The 15,756-nt window shown below is 50.4% G+C and carries 19 protein-coding genes; 11 read left to right on the forward strand and 8 right to left on the reverse strand.

The genetic code is table 11. From position 1 onward, the window contains the following. Position 1: 1 nt before the first annotated feature. Positions 2 to 637 (reverse strand): PepSY-associated TM helix domain-containing protein, encoded by a 636-nt coding sequence (locus EOE65_RS10005; protein ID WP_127694175.1) that lies wholly within the window; start codon positions 635 to 637, stop codon positions 2 to 4. Positions 638 to 843: 206 nt separating this feature from the next. Here EOE65_RS10005 and EOE65_RS10010 point away from each other — a divergent pair, with 206 nt between their 5' ends. The 3 genes from EOE65_RS10010 to EOE65_RS10020 are packed head-to-tail and all read left to right on the forward strand — an operon-like array spanning position 844 to position 4,890. Then, positions 844 to 1,557, forward strand: a complete 714-nt coding sequence (locus EOE65_RS10010; protein ID WP_127694176.1) for a response regulator transcription factor — start codon at positions 844 to 846, stop codon at positions 1,555 to 1,557. Further along, positions 1,554 to 2,906 carry an ATP-binding protein gene (locus tag EOE65_RS10015; protein ID WP_127694177.1) on the forward strand — a complete coding sequence of 451 codons (1,353 nt, stop codon included), beginning with the start codon at positions 1,554 to 1,556 and terminating at the stop codon, positions 2,904 to 2,906. The genes EOE65_RS10010 and EOE65_RS10015 overlap by 4 nt, the downstream gene beginning before the upstream one ends. A gap of 55 nt (positions 2,907 to 2,961) precedes the next feature. Next, the gene (locus tag EOE65_RS10020) at positions 2,962 to 4,890 is read left to right on the forward strand and encodes a TonB-dependent receptor domain-containing protein (protein ID WP_127694178.1); all 1,929 of its coding nucleotides are present in this window, start codon (positions 2,962 to 2,964) and stop codon (positions 4,888 to 4,890) included. Positions 4,891 to 4,949: 59 nt separating this feature from the next. On the opposite strand, the gene EOE65_RS10025 is transcribed toward EOE65_RS10020, so the two are convergent. Continuing rightward, on the reverse strand, positions 4,950 to 5,834 hold the full coding sequence (locus EOE65_RS10025; protein WP_127694179.1) for a LysR family transcriptional regulator: 885 nt from the start codon (positions 5,832 to 5,834) through the stop codon (positions 4,950 to 4,952). A 113-nt stretch (positions 5,835 to 5,947) separates the two neighbouring features. Between EOE65_RS10025 and EOE65_RS10030 the strand changes: the two genes are divergently transcribed. The 4 genes from EOE65_RS10030 (at position 5,948) to EOE65_RS10045 (ending at position 9,986) form a co-directional block, all read left to right on the forward strand. Next, positions 5,948 to 6,601: a glutathione S-transferase family protein gene (locus tag EOE65_RS10030; RefSeq protein WP_127694180.1), complete on the forward strand. Its 654-nt coding sequence runs from the start codon at positions 5,948 to 5,950 to the stop codon at positions 6,599 to 6,601. Positions 6,602 to 6,714: 113 nt separating this feature from the next. Further along, a complete protein-coding gene (locus EOE65_RS10035) occupies positions 6,715 to 7,560 on the forward strand; it encodes an AAA family ATPase (protein WP_127694181.1) in 846 nt (281 codons plus the stop codon). Then, positions 7,560 to 8,735, forward strand: a complete 1,176-nt coding sequence (locus EOE65_RS10040; protein ID WP_127694182.1) for a vWA domain-containing protein — start codon at positions 7,560 to 7,562, stop codon at positions 8,733 to 8,735. The genes EOE65_RS10035 and EOE65_RS10040 overlap by 1 nt, the downstream gene beginning before the upstream one ends. 147 nt (positions 8,736 to 8,882) lie before the next feature. Further along, entirely contained in the window at positions 8,883 to 9,986 is a 1,104-nt protein-coding gene (locus EOE65_RS10045) for a branched-chain amino acid ABC transporter substrate-binding protein (RefSeq protein WP_127694183.1), read from the forward strand. A 71-nt stretch (positions 9,987 to 10,057) separates the two neighbouring features. Here the strand turns inward: EOE65_RS10045 and EOE65_RS10050 are convergent, their stop codons facing one another. The 5 genes from EOE65_RS10050 to EOE65_RS18040 form a co-directional block, all read right to left on the reverse strand. Further along, entirely contained in the window at positions 10,058 to 10,468 is a 411-nt protein-coding gene (locus EOE65_RS10050; RefSeq protein WP_127694184.1) for an OsmC family protein, read from the reverse strand. 19 nt (positions 10,469 to 10,487) lie between these two features. Then, entirely contained in the window at positions 10,488 to 11,303 is an 816-nt protein-coding gene (trpC, locus tag EOE65_RS10055; protein ID WP_127694185.1) for an indole-3-glycerol phosphate synthase TrpC, read from the reverse strand. A 13-nt stretch (positions 11,304 to 11,316) separates the two neighbouring features. Next, positions 11,317 to 12,333, reverse strand: a complete 1,017-nt coding sequence (trpD, locus tag EOE65_RS10060) for an anthranilate phosphoribosyltransferase (protein ID WP_127694186.1) — start codon at positions 12,331 to 12,333, stop codon at positions 11,317 to 11,319. Between the two features lie 18 nt (positions 12,334 to 12,351). Continuing rightward, positions 12,352 to 12,933, reverse strand: coding sequence for an anthranilate synthase component II (locus tag EOE65_RS10065; RefSeq protein ID WP_127694187.1), 582 nt, complete (start codon positions 12,931 to 12,933; stop codon positions 12,352 to 12,354). Between the two features lie 196 nt (positions 12,934 to 13,129). After that, entirely contained in the window at positions 13,130 to 13,297 is a 168-nt protein-coding gene (locus EOE65_RS18040) for a hypothetical protein (protein WP_164847075.1), read from the reverse strand. A 94-nt stretch (positions 13,298 to 13,391) separates the two neighbouring features. Here EOE65_RS18040 and EOE65_RS10070 point away from each other — a divergent pair, with 94 nt between their 5' ends. From EOE65_RS10070 to EOE65_RS10080, 3 genes are read left to right on the forward strand one after another with little or no spacing between them, the layout of a single operon-like run. Further along, on the forward strand, positions 13,392 to 13,844 hold the full coding sequence (locus EOE65_RS10070; RefSeq protein ID WP_127694188.1) for a hypothetical protein: 453 nt from the start codon (positions 13,392 to 13,394) through the stop codon (positions 13,842 to 13,844). Next, a complete protein-coding gene (gene sodN / locus EOE65_RS10075) occupies positions 13,841 to 14,341 on the forward strand; it encodes a superoxide dismutase, Ni (protein ID WP_127694189.1) in 501 nt (166 codons plus the stop codon). Before EOE65_RS10070 ends, sodN begins: the two co-directional genes overlap by 4 nt. Before the next feature lie 8 nt (positions 14,342 to 14,349). Continuing rightward, complete coding sequence (locus EOE65_RS10080; protein ID WP_276317512.1) at positions 14,350 to 14,658, forward strand: S24/S26 family peptidase; 309 nt, start codon at positions 14,350 to 14,352, stop codon at positions 14,656 to 14,658. A gap of 23 nt (positions 14,659 to 14,681) precedes the next feature. On the opposite strand, the gene EOE65_RS10085 is transcribed toward EOE65_RS10080, so the two are convergent. Next, on the reverse strand, positions 14,682 to 14,933 hold the full coding sequence (locus EOE65_RS10085) for a hypothetical protein (RefSeq protein WP_127694191.1): 252 nt from the start codon (positions 14,931 to 14,933) through the stop codon (positions 14,682 to 14,684). A 260-nt stretch (positions 14,934 to 15,193) separates the two neighbouring features. Between EOE65_RS10085 and EOE65_RS10090 the strand changes: the two genes are divergently transcribed. After that, positions 15,194 to 15,724, forward strand: a complete 531-nt coding sequence (locus EOE65_RS10090; RefSeq protein ID WP_127694192.1) for a Z-ring associated ZapG family protein — start codon at positions 15,194 to 15,196, stop codon at positions 15,722 to 15,724. The last annotated feature ends 32 nt before the right edge of the window (positions 15,725 to 15,756 follow it).

Consider the following 15,756-nt stretch of genomic DNA (forward strand, 5'->3'; position numbering starts at 1 on the left):
TTTACACCAATACCGTGAAATAAAACGCTGCCATCAACGCGCAGCCGCCCCCGCTCAACATAAATAGACGGGCGCGTTTGCGGCGCTGACCAAGCACCAACCAAAAACCGCTGAGCGTAAACACCAGCAACATGAGAACTGAGAGGTCGATAAAGAGGCTCCATATCGGGCCGCTGTAGCGTCCCATATGCAGATCGTTAAGCGCGGCGACCACGCCAAACTGGCTATGCTCTAACAACACAGCACCGCTGTGCACATCAACCTCTGCGATGCTCATACCACCGGGTCTGCGAACATCAACCACCAGCCATTGCTCTTCACCATCCCAGTCATAACCCACTTGGTGGCCGTAAAACTGGTGCTCGTCGCGTAACCAGCGCCTCACATCTGCCGCGGCATCTAGCGGCTCGCTTTGCCAATTTTGTTGGACAAGCCGATCAGGCAACTGCAGTTCGCGCTGAGCAGGCTGTGTTTTACCTTCAAACCAATCGCGATGATTCAGAGTAAGCCCTGTGATGGTGAAGAAGAGCATCACAACCAGCATGAACATGGAGGTATAAAGGTGAATAACGCGGGCTAACCGCGCACTGGTTCCTTTGCGAGCAGCGGCAGCCGAACGCGAATTACGGTGTGTCATCGATACGAACTAATTATTAATAATTATTCTCATTATCAATAAAGACACGCGAGTTACTTTCGGTTTTACAACTTTTACATACGCACCCAACAGATGAGCAGCAACCAAAATAAATACAAATGATAATAAAAGTCATTTTCATATTTGTTAATATTATTTAACATAGCACTCCTGTTTTAGCCCCTCAGGAGTATTGGAAGCTATCCATGAATGCCGCTGTTATCCCCGCTATCGAATCACCCCGAATATTGGTGATTGAAGATGACCCAACCCTCAGTGCCCTGGTACGTGAACAGCTTGACCACCATGGTTTCTGCACGACGCAAGCATTTGACGGACTAAGCGGTCTGCAAGAGGCACTGAAAGAGCCCTACCACCTTATTCTGCTCGATGTGCTGCTCCCAAAAATGGACGGCTTTGAGGTCCTTAGTAAGTTGCGTCAGCACACCGATACACCCGTAGTAATGCTCAGTGCTCGTGGTGCCGAAGAGGATAGAATTTGCGGGTTTCGCAGTGGCGCTGACGACTACCTGCCCAAGCCCTTTAACGTCACAGAGCTGTTACTTCGCATCAACGCGATTATGCGCCGCAGCCATGAAGCTCAACCGCAGAAAAGGTCTAATAAGTTAACGGTAGGAGACGGTTTAGCGCTCTTTGCTCGCGAGCAAGTAGCGATGCTGCAGAGTGAACCGATGCCACTCACTGCCATGGAGTTTCGGCTGCTATGGTTGCTCGCCGAGCAACAGGGCGAAACCCTATCAAAGCCATATTTATATCAGACGCTAATGGATCGGCCCTATAGCCGTTATGACCGCAGCTTAGATATGCATATCAGTAAACTACGCCGCAAACTGCAAGATGCTGGCTTTGATAGTGCGCGTCTGGTGACGCGTCATGGTAAGGGCTATAGCCTGACATGAATCACAAACTCTTCTGGAAGCTCTGCATCTCCTTAGGGATGGGGTGCATGGCGCTGGTTTATCTGATTGCAGAATTAAGCCTACATGTTGAGCGCAAAATGAGCCTCATAGCGCCTGAATACAAGGCCGAAATACGCGCCTACCAGCAACAAGCAAAAGCGTATCTGAATGACGAAGAAGCGCTATTTAACTGGCTAACCAATCTACAAACTGAAGAGCAAACCTTTGCGACCGTCATATCGATCCAACACTCCTCCATTGGCGGGCGCATCGATAACAACGAGATCGCTATCCAAGCAGGTCGCAATCTCGATTATGCGATCCACCTCTACCACGACAACCCGACCATTCACCTGCCTCTCGATAGCAACGGAACAGTGTTCCTGTTTCGGCTTCCCGATAGAATGATGCCGGGTGAGCTTTGGCCAGCAGTGCACCTTGGTATGCATCTGGCCCTGCCGATGATCATTATGATGATCTTCAGTGTGCTGCTGTATCGCCATGTGATGGCTCCCATTCGCCAGCTAGAGCACGCCACTCAGCGTTTCTCAGCGGGAGATTATGCCACTCGCCTGACGCCAGAGATGCGCGGCCGCGATGATGAGTTAGGCCGGCTCGCCACAACGTTTGATCAGATGGCCAGCCGCGTGGGCGAGCTCATTCAAAGCCAACGCCATCTTATTCACGACCTATCGCATGAGCTACGCACGCCGCTACAGCGCCTAGAGCTATGCTTGCCAACCTTACCTGCGCAGCATGAATCACGCGTACGCCACGAAGTTGAACTGATGCGTAAACTTACCGAGGACACATTGACCCTCGCGTGGATGCAGAATGAAACGCGCAGCTCGTTGGGGGATCACCTCGACCTCTGCACTCTGATTGAAGTGATCGCAGATGACTGCTGTTTCGAGTTTCCAAACCATGAGCTCTCACTGCAGCTGCCACGCGCACTCTGCCTGCAACACACCAGTGAACGGGCTTTGAGCCAAGCGATCGAGAACATTTTACGCAACGCATTGCGCTACACCCCTGTGGGTAAACGCGTCAGCGTGACACTCCATCACCATTTAGCCCATTGTGAACTAATGATTGCCGATCAAGGCCCCGGTGTGCCGGATGACTTGCTCGGGCAGATCTTCGCCCCCTTCTTCCGAGTCGATAAAGCCCGCGGCCGCTCAGCAGGAGGTTTTGGCTTAGGGCTTGCATTGGCCAAGCGACATATCGAGTCAGTGGGCGGCACGATCACAGCATACAATGCCGCTAGTGGCGGCTTGACTGTCGGTATCGAGCTACCCATCAGCAACACAAGTTGTAAAACATGTAAATCTACTGCACCAAATCAATAGAGTTATTGATAATCGTTACCATTATTAATAACCACTAAGATTTAAGAGAACAACCATGACACTACCCACGCATCAACGCCTACTTTACTTGGCTATTGCGACTGCCGTTGCATCTACTGCTCACGCGGACAGCAATGCCGTCAATGCCGAAAAGGTAACCGTCACTGGCAGCGCAAACCCTGCTGAACAGCAGGTCGAGCAAGTGACACTAGAGCGCTATCAAGCGACTGATCTAGAAGATATTTTCCGTCAGACACCTGAAGTTTCTGTGGGCGGTGGTTTTAGCACAGGACAGAAAGTGTACGTGCGTGGCGTTGAGGACATTAACCTAAACGTCTCTGTTGATGGTGCTCAGCAAGCCGGTTATATGTTCCACCACCAAGGCCAGCTCAACATCGAGCCTGAGCTGATCAAGCGCGTTGAAGTTAATGCTGGTGCTGGCTTAGCTACAGATGGCCCCGGTGCGTTGGGCGGTGCTATTCGCTTCATTACGAAAGACCCAGAAGATCTGCTGCGTGATGGCGAAAAAGCAGGCATGTTGCTAAAAGCAGGCTACTACGACAACACTGGTGGTTACAAAGTGAGTGCCAATGCGTTTGGCCGTGTTAACGATAATATCTCTGTTCTAGCGGCACTCACCCGCCAAGACACGGATAACATTGTAGACGGACGTGGCAACGAGCTAACGAACACAAAATCAGAGATCGATAGCGGCCTATTTAAAGTTGTTGGCCACATAAGCCCTGATCAAACTGTACGTTTGAGTCATGAAATTCGTAACGACGATGGCCGCCGTAATGTGCGTCCGCACTTCATCAGCGCTGGCTGGAACCAAGACAACCAGCAACAGAACCGCCGTAAAACAACCAACGTGCAGTATGAGTTAACGCCCAACAATCCAAACGTTAACGTACGCGCCAACGTCTACCACACCGATGCGTATATCACGCAGCAACCCGATGGCGAAGCAGAGTACGGAGCGGGCGTAGAGTCCTTCGGTTATGACCTACGCAACACTATGGATCTGGGCCAGCACCGCGTAACTGTGGGTACAGATTACCGCAACGATACCGGCTACTACATCAACCCAGAGGCTGACGGCCCACAGCTTGATGAAGAACTCGATGTGATCGGTGTATACGTGCAGGATGAGTTCGCACTCAACGCCAAAACAACGCTGCATGCAGGTGTACGCTACGACCACTACGATCTGGACGATAACATCGGTCAGAACTTCTCCCACAGTGGCTTTAGCCCGAATGTTGGCGTTGACTATGCCGTTAACGACGCACTGACACTGCGTGCCGGTTATGCACAAGCGTTGCGCGGTGCTAACGTTAAAGAAGCGTTCCTGCTGAACTTCGCTACGAATGACCCGAACCGTAAAGCAGAAGAAGCTGAAAACTTTGAAGTTGGCTTTGACTACCAGATGGATGCGGTAAGCTTCGGTTCTACTGCTTACGTTATGAGCATTGATAACGCTATCTCGCGTGTTTCTCGCAGCGTAGTTGGTAATGCAGGCGACGTTAAAGTGAAAGGTATCAGCGCATACCTTGGCTACCGCTTAGATAATACTGAGTTCAACCTCGGCTACAGCCATAACCGCCCTGAACTGGATGGCGAGCCACTAGACGATGGCAACATGGGTATCGGTACATCTATTGGCGATACACTGACTGCATCTTTAACGCACGAAATGCCAGCACTGAACCTAGAACTGGGTTGGTCAACGGAGCTGGTTAAGCGCCTGACACGCCTCGATGCAGAGCGTGCTGAAAAGCCAGGCTACGGTGTGCATGATGTTTACGCTAAGTGGTTGCCAACAGGCAGCGAAGACCTATCGCTGACGCTAACGGTGAAGAACTTGTTTGATAAGCAGTACTTGAACCATGCAAGCTACGGCGTGTCGACAAGCTCGGGCGACATCATCGGTCTACCAGAGCCAGGCCGCGATATTCGCCTAACACTCGCAACTCGCTTTTAAGTAGGTCTGCAAAGAAGCCGCGCTCCCCTTCCGCGGCTTTTTTGCTTTTATATTTTCGGCTAAACCGCCTGTTGGATCACCACCTGCTGCGCTTCAAGCGTTTGTTGCTGCAACACAACTTTGGCCACACTGGCCACCTCTGAGGCGCTGAGTAACGGATGCGTAAGCGAAGAGAGTGCCAACACAATATCCACCGCGGGTAGTTCAGGTAACTCAGGGCGTTCGACAATAAACATATCAGGGCTGAGGCTTGAAACAGCCATCGCACTGACCGCTAAACCTTCGCGCAGTAGGGCTTTAATCGCCGTAGCACTCGATGACGCCGCTAACAGATGATAGGGCCGTAGCGCCTTCTCTAACCCATCAATAGCGGTGGTATGAAATTTACACTGGGCTTCATACAACGCCAGCGGCAGCACTTCTCGATCAAATAACTCAGCATGACCACCATGCACCCAAACACCGCGTTCGTGGTGCAGAAGGTACCCCTCATCATGCTCTGGAGCACGGGTAAGAATCGCCGCATGGATCTCGCCATTGTCTAGCATACGTCGCAGGTTCGTACTGTTATCACACAGGAGCTTAAACGTTTGCGTTGGATGCCGAGCAACCAATTGGGCCATCACTTTCGGCAACACAGATTCTGCGTAGTCATCGGGGCTGGCAATGATAATAGGAGGGTGCTCATGCCCCCGTTGCAGATCGCCCAGCGCATCATCGTGCATGGCCACAATACGCCGCGCATAACTGACTAACTTACGCCCATGTTCGGTCAACGCTAACTGACGCCCCTCTTTAATAAACAAAGATTTACCCGCCTCCTCTTCGAGCCGTTTCATCTGCATACTGATCGCACCTTGAGTACGATGTAGCTGCTTTGCCGCACGCGTAAAACTGCCCGTATCAACAAACGCTAGAAAGCTGCGTAACGCCTCAATATCCATCTGCGGGGGTCCTCTATCTATCAACAAAACCAATATCTGCCATCAAAACTATTCGTTAGTCACAGGCGGGAATCTCCATAAGAATAACGGAAAGTCATTTAGGAGGAACCCCAATGGATCTGTATATCGGTAACAAAAACTACTCTTCTTGGTCACTGCGCGGCTGGTTGATGCTGAAAGCATTTGACGTCCCCTTCCAAGAGCATCAATTAGCGCTCTTCAGTGAAGAGTTCTACGCCACACTGAAGGCCTTTAACTGTGCGGATAAAGTCCCGTTGCTAAAAGATGGTGACGTGATTGTTTGGGAGTCACTGGCGATCTGTGAGTATATCAACGAGCGCTATCTGGAAGGTGCAGGTTGGCCTAGCGATGTTGCAGCCCGAGCACATGCACGCGCTATCGCCAATGAGATGCATGCAGGCTTCAACGCACTGCGTAACGAGATGCCGATGAACTGCCGAGCACTGCGTAAAATCGAGGCATCTGAGCAGGCACAAAACGACGTTCGCCGTATTGAGGCATTGTGGGCATCCCTACGCAGCCAATACGCTAGCCAAGGGGACTATCTGTTCGGCGCGTTTAGTATTGTCGATGCGATGTTTGCTCCCGTGGTACTGCGCTTTCGCACTTATGGTGTCTCGCTTTCACCTGCTGCGCAGGGCTATGCAGATGCAATGATTGCACACCCTGCCATGCAAGCGTGGCTCGACGCGGCCCTACAAGAGACCGATATCGTTCCAGAAGATGAAGCAGGCGAGCCTGTTTAACCCATCAACGCCTGCTGAGAAAGCCGTTGGCAACAGAATGTTCAACGGCTTCTCCTGCTCAGAAAATCTGCTAAGATCAGGGAATTTACTTAGCTTTACAGGATTTTCTCACTATGGCCTTTACTGGTACCGAACGTTATGTTGCAACCGATGAGCTACGTATGGCAGTTAACGCTGCTGTTACGCTGGAACGCCCGCTGTTAGTTAAAGGTGAACCCGGCACCGGTAAAACCATGCTCGCCGAAGAGGTGGCTGCATCTCTTGGTAAGCGCTTACTGCGTTGGCATGTAAAGTCCACAACGAAGGCACAGCAAGGCCTATATGAGTACGATGCAGTTTCGCGTCTGCGTGACTCCCAGTTAGGTGATGAGAAAGTTTACGACATCAAAAACTACATCAAGAAGGGGATGCTCTGGGAAGCGTTTGATGCTGATGAGCAGGTCGTGCTGCTGATCGATGAGATCGATAAAGCCGATATTGAATTCCCCAATGACCTGCTAGTCGAACTCGATAAGATGGAGTTCTTTGTCTACGAAACGGGCGAGCGCATCCAAGCGAAACATCGCCCGATCATCATTATCACCAGTAACAACGAGAAAGAGCTGCCTGATGCGTTCCTGCGCCGCTGCTTCTTCCACTACATTAACTTCCCTGATCGCGACACCATGCAGCAGATCATCGATGTCCACTACCCAGATATTCGCGATGACCTTGTGCATGAAGCGCTGGAAGTGTTCTTCAAGGTGCGCGAGCTTAACAGCCTGAAGAAAAAGCCCTCCACTTCAGAGTTGATCGACTGGCTCAAGCTACTCGTAGCCGACGATATTCCAGCAGAACTGCTGCAAACCCCCAATGCCAAAGACGCTTTACCGCCGCTCTACGGTGCGTTATTGAAAAATGAGCAAGATGTTCACATGCTGCAGCGTTTAGCATTTATGGCACGCCGAGATAACCGCTGATGTTGATCGATTTTTTCAACACCTTACGCCGGGCTCAGATACCCGTCTCGCTAAACGAACTGCTGGTGCTACTCGAGGCACTCAAACAGCGCGTTGCATTCTGCAGCATTGACGATTTTTATCTGCTCGCGCGGGTATGTCTGATCAAGGACGAGAAACATTTTGATCGCTTCGATCGTGCGTTTGGCCACTATTTCAAAGGGGTCGAAGCGCTAAACCTATTCCCGGATAACGTGATCCCCGAGGACTGGTTAGCCGCTGAGTTCTTAAAACACCTCAGCGATGAAGAGAAAGCGCAGATTGAAGCACTTGGTGGCTTAGATAAGCTGCTCGAAACACTCAAAGAGCGCTTAGAGGAACAAGAGAAACGCCATGCCGGTGGCAATAAATGGATCGGCACCGGTGGAACATCGCCGTTTGGACACTCCGGCTACAACCCCGAAGGGGTGCGTATCGGCGGCCAAAGCCGCCATAAACGAGCAGCCAAGGTGTGGGAAAAGCGCGAATTTAAGAACCTCGATGATAGCGTTGAACTGGGTACGCGTAATATCAAAGTTGCGCTGCGCAAGCTACGTAAGTTTGCTCGGACAGGCTCTGCCAATGAGCTGGACCTGCCCGATACCATTAAGTCTACGGCCGACAATGCAGGCCTACTAGATATCAAGATGGTTCCTGAGCGTCACAACGCCGCAAAGGTACTGCTGTTTCTTGATATTGGCGGCTCGATGGACCCTTACATCCATCTGTGTGAGCAGTTGTTCTCTGCCGCGCGCTCTGAGTTCAAGCACCTCGAGTACTTCTACTTCCATAACATGGTGTATGAAAAGCTATGGCGTGATAACAGCCGTCGCTTTGACGACACGGTCTCGACGTTAGATGTCTTGCATACCTACGGTAAAGATTACCGCGTTATCTTTGTCGGTGATGCGGCGATGTCGCCCTACGAGCTGTTCCATCGCTACGGTAGTGTTGAGCATATGAATGAAGAGGCCGGACAAGTCTGGATGCAGCGCATTCTTGAGGTGTGGGAGCGCGCAATCTGGCTTAACCCAACCCAAGAGCGCTACTGGCAATACACCCACACCACCGGCGCAATACAGGAGATGATGGAAGGCCATATGTACCCGCTGACACTGGCAGGTTTAGAAGCCGGTATCCGCCACCTTTCCAAGTAGCTAGCGGCCGCTAGCTACATCCCTATTTGCTTAGATTCCCCCACGAAATTTACTGACTTTAAAGACAGGAAGCTCTGTGATAGCTTTGATGGCTGCATGAGCACACCTGCTCACAAGGCAACTCAATAATAATAAAGGATCACAATAATGAATCTTCTGAAGAAGTCCTTTGGTGTACTGTCATTATCATTGGCAGTCAGTCTTGCGAATGCCGCCGACACACTCAAGATCGGTATTGCTGGGCCACAAACTGGCACGGTTTCGCAATATGGAGATATGCAATTCCAAGGCACACATGCTGCCATAGAGCTCATCAATAAAGCGGGCGGCATCAACGGTATGATGCTTGAAGCGATCGAATATGATGACGCTTGCGACCCTAAACAAGCGGTAGCGGTTGCTAACAAAGTGGTGAACGATGGCGTTCAATTCGTTGTTGGTCACCTGTGCTCAAGTTCGACGCAACCTGCCACAGACGTTTATGAAGAGGAAGGTGTCCTCGCTATCACCTGCTCCACCAACCCATCAATCACCGAGCGCGGCCACGAGCTTATTTTCCGTACTATCGGTCTTGATTCAGACCAAGGTCCGACCGCTGCCAAGTACGTACTTGCGAATCTGAAGCCTAAAAACGTTGCCATCGTGCACGATAAGCAGCAGTACGGCGAAGGGATTGCGATGTCGGTTCATGACGAGCTGAAGAAAGCAGGCATCAACATCGTCATGACTGAAGGCATCACCGCAGGCGATAAAGACTTCTCTTCCTTAATCACGAAGATGAAAAAGAACAACGTCGACTTCGTCTACTACGGTGGCTACCACCCAGAGCTAGGCTTAATCCTACGCCAAAGCCACGAGACGGGCTTCAAAGCACAATTTATGGGCCCTGAAGCGGTTGGTAACAAAGAGATCTCCTCGATCGCTGGTGAAGGCGCTGAGGGCTTACTCGTGACATTGCCATCACGCTATGACCTCTTGGAGAAAAACAAGCCTATCGTTGATCTCATGAAGTCGAAAAGCCAAGACCCAACCGGTCCATTCGTATGGACGAGTGTTGCCGCTGTCCAGTCGATGGTAAAAGCGATTGAGAAGACCGGTGCACAAGATCCTGCAGAAGTCGCAGACTTCTTGCGTGCCAACACGGTCGATACTGCGATGGGGCCACTGACGTGGGATAAGAAAGGCGATTTGATCGGCTTTGAGTTTGGCATCTACCAGTGGCATGCAGATGGCACGGGTTCCCCGCTATAAATAGCGCTTTCTTGCGACAAAAAAATACCCGCACAAAGCGGGTATTTTTTCTGGCGCTACGCTTACAACGTTTATGAATCCGCTTCTACCAGTTCAAAGCTATGCGTAATCTCTACACCACCGCGCTCTAGCATCAAAGAGGCGGAGCAGTATTTCTCTGCGGAGAGCTTCACTGCGTTCGCCACATGCTTCTCTTTCAGATCGCGGCCTGTCACAACAAAGTTGATGTGAATTTTGGTAAATACTGCTGGCACTTCGTCCGAGCGCTCCGAGGTGATCTGTGCGACACAGTCAACGACATCCTGACGGGTTTTTTTAAGAATACCCACTACATCGTAGCTCGTGCACCCTCCTAGCCCCAGCAGAATCAGTTCCATAGGGCGCGGGCCCGCTTTTTGTTCACCATCAATGGTTACGTTAAATCCTGAACCAGTTGTGGACTGAAAGCGAACATCGCCGTCCCACTTAACCTCTACATTCATCGACTTGTCACCCTATCTATTATGAATCAAACAGCTCTTTCAGTTTTTGGCCTGGGTCTTCAGCACGCATAAACGCCTCCCCTACCAAGAAACTATGTACTTCGCGCGCACGCATCGCAGCAACATCTTCACGGCTCAGAATACCGCTCTCTGTTACCACAATCTTATTCGAAGGAATGTGATTGAGCAGCTCAAACGTTGTGTCGAGTGTCACATCGAAGGTGTGCAGATTGCGGTTGTTTATCCCAACTAATGGATTATCCAAACGCAGAGCCCGTTCTAGCTCATCGCCATCATGCACTTCGATTAGCACATCCATACCCAAGCGAATCGCAAGATCGTTAAGCTCTTTCATTTGGGCATCTTCAAGCGCCGAAACAATCAGCAGAATACAGTCAGCGGCGATAGCTCGCGCTTCAAACACTTGGTACGGATCAACCAGAAAGTCTTTGCGGATAACCGGTAACGAGCACGCTTCACGCGCGGCTTGCAAATATGACTCATGACCTTGGAAGAAGTCAGCATCCGTGAGCACCGACAGGCAGCTCGCTCCACCCTTGGCATAGGACTGAGCAATCTCCGCCGGATGAAAAGGATCACGCAACACGCCTTTCGAGGGGCTGGCTTTTTTGACCTCAGCAATAACCGCCGGCAGACCCGCTGCTACGGAGTGTGCCAGTACATTTGTGAAGCCGCGCGGCTGCATCTCGGAATTGCTGGACTGGGCTTTAATCTGACGCTCCAGATCAGCCAAGCTCTTAGTTGCTGAACGCTCAGCAACCTCTTCATGTTTTCGCTCTAAAATCCGTTTTAAAATCGTAGGTATATCTGACATGTTTATACTCTTCTTATAGTCCTTGACTGAAAGCCGCAACCTCCGCCATTTTCCGTGCAGCGGCACCGCTTAACATAACTTCTTTTGCTTTTTCGACGCCCTCTCGGAGGCTCTCTACTGTATCGGCCACATAAAGCGCTGCGCCAGCATTTAACGCAATGATCGCCATTGCTTTATCATTCTCTCCGGCAAAAGCACTGTTGATCAACGCTAGGCTGGCTGCGGTGCTTTCAACCTGCAACCCCTCTAACGTGCTGCTTTTTAGGCCAACGGTTTCAGGCGAGATGACATACTCAGACACCACACCATCCTTTAGCTCTGCTACATAGGTTTCACCGGACAAGCTAATCTCATCAAGACCATCTTGTGCATGTACAACCATAGCATGCTTCGCACCCAGCGTTTGCAGGGCTTGCGCTAGCGGCAGGCATAGTGCTTTATCAAACACTCCCAGCAAATAGTGTTTCACACCTGCGGGGTTCGTCAGCGGACCAAGTACGTTAAAGATCGTGCGCATCGCCATCTCTTTGCGTGGACCGATGGCATGTTTCATCGCACTATGGTGCTGTGGCGCAAACATAAAGCCTAGTCCAACTTCGTCGATTGAACGGGCAATTTGCTCCGGCGTCAGGTCTAGCTTCAAGCCTGCTGCCTCAAGTAGATCAGCAGACCCTGAACTTGAAGAGACCGAGCGATTGCCGTGCTTAGCCACCGTGCCGCCGGCAGCGGCAACAACAAACGCGCACGCGGACGAGACATTAAATAGATTGGCACCATCGCCACCCGTTCCTACGATATCCACCGCATTGCTCGCAGTGATATCGACTGGTGTCGCAAGTTCACGCATAACGCTGGCCGCAGCAGATATCTCGTCGACCGTTTCGCCCTTCATACGCAGCCCAACCAATAGACCACCAATTTGCGCATCTGTCGCTTGGCCGGTCATGATCTGACGCATCACCGCTTGCATCTGACTAGACGAAAGGTTCTGTCCACCAACAATCGCTGTCAGTGCTTCTTTAATATTCATCAAACTCTCCAATCACATTCAACGTTTTGGGTGGACGAAGTTTTCGAGCAACTCGTACCCTTGCTCCGTCATGATCGCCTCAGGGTGGAACTGCACCCCTTCAATAGGCATCTCTTTATGGCGTAACCCCATGATCTCTCTCCCACCGTCCGCTCGCTCAGCCCATGCTGTGGCTTCCAAACAGTCAGGAAGGCTATCGGGATCAACGAGCAGCGAATGATACCGAGTAACACTTAGTGGGTTATTCAAGCCTTGAAAAACGCCGGTATTTTCATGATAAATCAACGAGTTCTTACCATGCATTACTTGCTCTGCGCGCACAACCTTGGCACCAAACACTTGACCAATACTTTGATGCCCTAAACAAATGCCCAAGATCGGAACTCGGCCTGCAAAGTGTTCAATCGCCGCCATTGAGATGCCAGCTCCTGCAGGGGTACCTGGGCCGGGTGAAATCACCAGCTTCTCTGGCTGCATGGCTGAGAGCTCTTCTAAAGATTTTTCATCATTGCGCACGATCTCTATTTCGGCGCCTAACTCCCCTAAATACCGGACAATATTATGTGTAAAAGAGTCGAAATTATCGATCATCAATAGCATGTAAACGGTAACCTATAACTAATCGACGCTATCTATAGAAATGTACAGCCGCCAGACCTTCGCAAGCTGTTATCGCTAAGGGGTGAAAAGTAGTGATCTACAGCGCAGCTAACTTTACCACAGCTTTCTGTAGAACTACCAAGATTAGACACGACGGAACAGATCGCCGTATAGAGACAAGGAGAGGGGTGGAAGATTAACGCTTGAGTGCGAACGCCATCATCATAGCGATGCCGCAACCCAAGCCAACGGCAGTAGCAGTGCTTCCTGTCGCAATACCCACGCCAACACCAATCGATGTGCCGACTCCCATACCCACACCGACAGCTTCCTTATTCGAGTAGCGCTTCTCTGACTTCATCATTCCCCAGTGACTCCGTTCTCCGGTTTTATAGACTTCGAAAAAAATAAAAATATAATGATAATTATTATCAATTACATTTTCTTTAAATACATCAATGAATGAATGGAAGCAACTCATTACTGCTGGCAATCGAAATTATCCAGCTGATTTGGATCGATCCGAGCGCGGCTATCAGAAGGCAAAAGCCCGCGCCAGCCATCTGTTTCAACATTGGTTTAATAAGGATGAAGCCGTGGCTGCACTGGTGGTCAGCTACCTCAACTTGGCGGATATCTACCGCTTCAAGGACCAGCCAGCCAAGGCTGAGAAAGAGATTCAAGCACTCTATGGGTATTTAACCCAGCACTTTATGCAGACCTCCTCTCAAGCACGTAAAGCCGCTATTTATCGAGGCCTCAAACAAACTTATTCCGCTTATCTCATTCACGCTCAGAGCTACGACGTATTCGATGATCCACTCAGTTGCCCAACTAACTGGCTAGAGAGCGAGCGCGACGTATCTTGCACAACAACCCAAACAACCCAACACAATGGAGCTTCAAAGTGATCTACTCCCTGTTAAATACAATCAACCGTATCAAGCCGTTCAGCACTGCAGACGCTCACTGCGACATCCCGTGCAAAATCTATGATCCCCAAATCGCTCAGATTGCTGCATTGAGCGTGATTCGCTTCATCGACCTAATCCAAGAGCTTGAGCAGAAAGAGCAACGAACCTTGGCCGACCACGCAACACTTAGCCGCCTGGTGCGTGAAAAAGAGATTCACGCCGCCAAAGTCAAAGAGGAAGTACGCACCATTTGGGGAGATTATTTCAAGCAGCCGCAATTCGAACAGTTCCCTGACACGCATGAGCTAGTCCATCAAATCATGCTGACAGCTTCGGCTTGCAAGCAAGGTATCGGCAGAGAGAGTGGCGAGAAGCTACTTACATTAGTCAACGAGTTTGCGGCAAGTTTTTGGCAAACGAAAGGCGTTGACACTTATAAAGCTGATTGCCCATACCCGCCACAGATGCAAACTGTTTACCCTAAACTGGGCTAAACGGTTTGTTGTCTATCCACAGAGTCCGGGGCGATAGTATGTCACCGTCGTTATGCGACGGTGATTTTATTGTCTCTTTCAAAGGGCGACTACGCCGATTTAAAGTGGATGATATTGTTGTTGTGCAGCACTCGCTTTACGGCGTGATCGTTAAGCGGATCAAAGAGGTTTACCCGACGGATAGCTTTGCGCTCATAGGTGATAACCCAACCAGCACATCAACGGAGCAGATGGGCACGATCGAAAAAAACGCTATTATCGGGCGCGTGGTGTTGCATATACGCCGCCCTCATCTACCGGCGCGAAACGCACCATAACCGCGAAACGCGATCTAATTGATCTAGTGGCGAATACACTCTACTTCAAAGTGCCGCCCTTCCCGCCATAACACAAGGCACTGCTTCGCTTGCAAAGGCCCTAATAACCGCCAATTCTGCAACGTTCGTAACCAGCGTAAACGTAAAAGCGCTGCACTAACAAAGGCGATGAAGCCTAGTGTCAGCGTTACCGAGCTTTGCAGCATAAATGCCAAGAAAAACGCGTAGCTGCCGTAGAGTTTTAGCAACCAAACCAGTAAAGATGTTGAGAGCATACTCGAACCTTCGTTGCTGACTTCAACTTAGTTTAGCCGATAAAACGCAGTTCTTCTGTTGCCGCAAATTTGGGCGTGGGCCGCCAACACAACAACAGAGCTGAACACTGACGCTGACATCGCGATAAGCAAAATCGAGTGTCGCAATTTGCCACCCCTAAAACTTCACTGCCTTTGACATCAGTTAATAGGAAAATAGGCCGCATTGAATTATGCTACTGCTCTTACAAATATGCAGATTGGACGAGTGAGGGCATACTGTGGAAGAGAGTAATATCTGGGTTATCAGTGTTATCGCGTTGGCTGTTGGCGGTCTGATAGGTTACCTGATGGGGCGCTCTGGCAATGCAAATAACGCAGAGCAAGAAGCCGAGTTGGCAGCCGCTAAAAAAGAGCTGCAGAGCTATAAAGAGCAAGTTGCGCATCATTTTGAAGATACTGCCAACCTCGTTAATAAAATGACTGAATCCTACCGCGATGTGTTTCAGCATCTTTCAAGTAGCGCACAACAACTGTGCGATGAGAAAACGGCTCAGAGTATTGAGGCCACCATGGTGCCTCAACTTACAAAAGAGAAGCCGGTCAGCGCAGAAGAAGAGAGCACTGAAGCAGATGCCGAAGCACCATTGACAAACATGGAGCCTCCACGCGACTACGCGCCAAAGAAGCCAAATGAAGAGGGAACGCTGTCTGAAACCTACAGCGTAAATACAGATACTCAAGAAGCACCTGCGCCCTCAGAAGAAGCAAAAGAGAGCGCTGATAAACAAGAGGATGAGAAAGCTAAGTAGAGATTAGCTCAGCATCCGACAGGCCTCTAAAT

It is taken from the genome of Neptunomonas marina, assembly GCF_004005935.1.
Classification (GTDB): Bacteria; Pseudomonadota; Gammaproteobacteria; order Pseudomonadales; family Balneatricaceae; genus Neptunomonas; species Neptunomonas marina.

Coding starts and splice junctions, on each gene's coding strand:
- EOE65_RS10070 (WP_127694188.1), top strand. CDS start 13,392: ATGAATGAATGGAAGCAACTCATTACTGCTGGCAATCGAAATTATCCA.
- trpC (WP_127694185.1), bottom strand. CDS start 11,303: ATGTCAGATATACCTACGATTTTAAAACGGATTTTAGAGCGAAAACAT.
- EOE65_RS10005 (WP_127694175.1), bottom strand. CDS start 637: ATGACACACCGTAATTCGCGTTCGGCTGCCGCTGCTCGCAAAGGAACC.
- EOE65_RS10065 (WP_127694187.1), bottom strand. CDS start 12,933: ATGCTATTGATGATCGATAATTTCGACTCTTTTACACATAATATTGTC.
- EOE65_RS10045 (WP_127694183.1), top strand. CDS start 8,883: ATGAATCTTCTGAAGAAGTCCTTTGGTGTACTGTCATTATCATTGGCA.
- EOE65_RS18040 (WP_164847075.1), bottom strand. CDS start 13,297: ATGATGAAGTCAGAGAAGCGCTACTCGAATAAGGAAGCTGTCGGTGTG.
- EOE65_RS10050 (WP_127694184.1), bottom strand. CDS start 10,468: ATGAATGTAGAGGTTAAGTGGGACGGCGATGTTCGCTTTCAGTCCACA.
- EOE65_RS10040 (WP_127694182.1), top strand. CDS start 7,560: ATGTTGATCGATTTTTTCAACACCTTACGCCGGGCTCAGATACCCGTC.
- EOE65_RS10020 (WP_127694178.1), top strand. CDS start 2,962: ATGACACTACCCACGCATCAACGCCTACTTTACTTGGCTATTGCGACT.
- EOE65_RS10015 (WP_127694177.1), top strand. CDS start 1,554: ATGAATCACAAACTCTTCTGGAAGCTCTGCATCTCCTTAGGGATGGGG.
- EOE65_RS10035 (WP_127694181.1), top strand. CDS start 6,715: ATGGCCTTTACTGGTACCGAACGTTATGTTGCAACCGATGAGCTACGT.
- EOE65_RS10025 (WP_127694179.1), bottom strand. CDS start 5,834: ATGGATATTGAGGCGTTACGCAGCTTTCTAGCGTTTGTTGATACGGGC.
- EOE65_RS10085 (WP_127694191.1), bottom strand. CDS start 14,933: ATGCTCTCAACATCTTTACTGGTTTGGTTGCTAAAACTCTACGGCAGC.
- trpD (WP_127694186.1), bottom strand. CDS start 12,333: ATGAATATTAAAGAAGCACTGACAGCGATTGTTGGTGGACAGAACCTT.
- EOE65_RS10030 (WP_127694180.1), top strand. CDS start 5,948: ATGGATCTGTATATCGGTAACAAAAACTACTCTTCTTGGTCACTGCGC.
- EOE65_RS10010 (WP_127694176.1), top strand. CDS start 844: ATGAATGCCGCTGTTATCCCCGCTATCGAATCACCCCGAATATTGGTG.